Here is a 1,483-nt window from a genome sequence, read left to right on the forward strand (position 1 = left end):
GGCACAGCCGGCGCGGCGCAACGACCAATCGGTTGCGGCCCAGCAGGCGCGTGCCAAAGGGTTCGCCCTCGATATGTCCATGGGCGGTCCCGACGCCGAAGATCGCGACTTCAGGCAGAGCGCCTGAGACCTACTGCTCCTATCAGAAAACGGGCGGCCCGTTCCGGGCCGTCCACCAGACCAGCACATGAATGCGCAGGTTTATGTCTTCCGGAATATTTCGGGTTCGATGGAGACGAATGAATCGCCCCTCCGCCAAACCAGCCCGGCCGCAGCAACCGGAACATCGTCGCAGACGATGTTCACCCGATTTCCGGCACGTTTCTAAAAGCAAGGAATTTGACTATGCGCATTACCATCAAGCTGAAATTGGCGATGGCCTTTGGCTTTATAATACTGCTGGCGATCGGCATGGCGACATTGGCCATTGTCAACCTGTCGTCGCTGAATTCCGCGATCACCGATATCGTGAAGGGACCGGCTGCCAGTCTCATCGATGGCGCAGCCCTTCATAGCGCTGTCTCGGACTCCGTGCGCGCTGAAAAGAACGCGATTCTCAACAAGGATCCGGCGCAAATTGATGGGTATCTTCAGACGGTTCAAGCACAACGTGCTGCCATGCAGTCGCACCTGACGAACCTCGACAGCGAGGCAACTGCAAAGGTTAAAGGCAGACTTGCGGAGTTTCACACAATTTATCCTGAGTGGATCAGAACCCAGGATCAGATCCTGGCACTTGCGCGCGAAAACACCGACGCCAGCAATGCGCGAGCCGCCGAGATATCCATGGGTTCTGGCGCCGAAATCACCGAAACGCTGTTCGCGCTCCTGCAAGGATTGGACACGGATATCAAAGAAGATCTGCAGGCCACGGATGAGGCAACAAATGTCCAATACAGCGAATCGAGCACAATCCTTACGGCAATGGCCATCGGCCTTTTCGTCTTCTCGGCGATTGTCGCTTTCTGGATCGCAATCAGCATCAACAACGGCCTGAAGAAGATCGCCGTGGTCGTAAATGCGGTCGCGCTTGGCGATCTCAACCAGAAGGTCGAAGTTAAGACCAATGATGAAATCAAAGACCTCGTTGATACCATCAACACGATGACCTCGAATCTGCGCGATACGGCTGCAACGGCGGATATGATCGCGCTGGGCGACCTTTCGACAATGGCAAAGACCCTGTCGGATCGCGACGCCTTGGGTCTCGCCATGCAGGCCATGATTACCAATTTGCGCCTCACGTCCGATATCGCCAACCAGATCGCCAATGGCGACCTGACGGTTTCGCCGAAACCCTTGTCGGACAAGGACATCCTCGGGCTTTCGCTGCAGAGCATGGTGGAACGCCTTCGCGGCGTGGTTGCCGATGCTTTGGCCGCCGCCGACAACGTCTCGTCGGGCAGCCAGGAACTGTCGGCAAGCTCCGAACAGCTGTCGCAGGGTGCGACCGAACAGGCATCCTCTGCCGAAGAGGCATCCG

The 1,483-nt window shown here is 57.0% G+C and carries 2 protein-coding genes; one reads left to right on the forward strand and one right to left on the reverse strand.

Annotation, left to right across the window (positions count from 1 at the left end):
* Positions 1 to 302: 302 nt before the first annotated feature.
* The gene (locus HFC70_RS27100) at positions 303 to 494 is read right to left on the reverse strand and encodes a hypothetical protein (RefSeq protein ID WP_246735969.1); all 192 of its coding nucleotides are present in this window, start codon (positions 492 to 494) and stop codon (positions 303 to 305) included.
* Here HFC70_RS27100 and HFC70_RS26280 point away from each other — a divergent pair.
* Positions 406 to 1,483, forward strand: a 1,078-nt coding sequence (locus HFC70_RS26280; RefSeq protein WP_368669826.1) for a HAMP domain-containing protein, incomplete at its 3' end; no start/stop codon positions are given. The genes HFC70_RS27100 and HFC70_RS26280 overlap by 89 nt on opposite strands.

Origin of the sequence: Agrobacterium sp. a22-2 (genome assembly GCF_012276985.1) — a bacterium.
GTDB lineage: Bacteria > Pseudomonadota > Alphaproteobacteria > Rhizobiales > Rhizobiaceae > Allorhizobium.

Coding starts and splice junctions, on each gene's coding strand:
- HFC70_RS27100 (WP_246735969.1), bottom strand. CDS start 494: ATGAGACTGGCAGCCGGTCCCTTCACGATATCGGTGATCGCGGAATTC.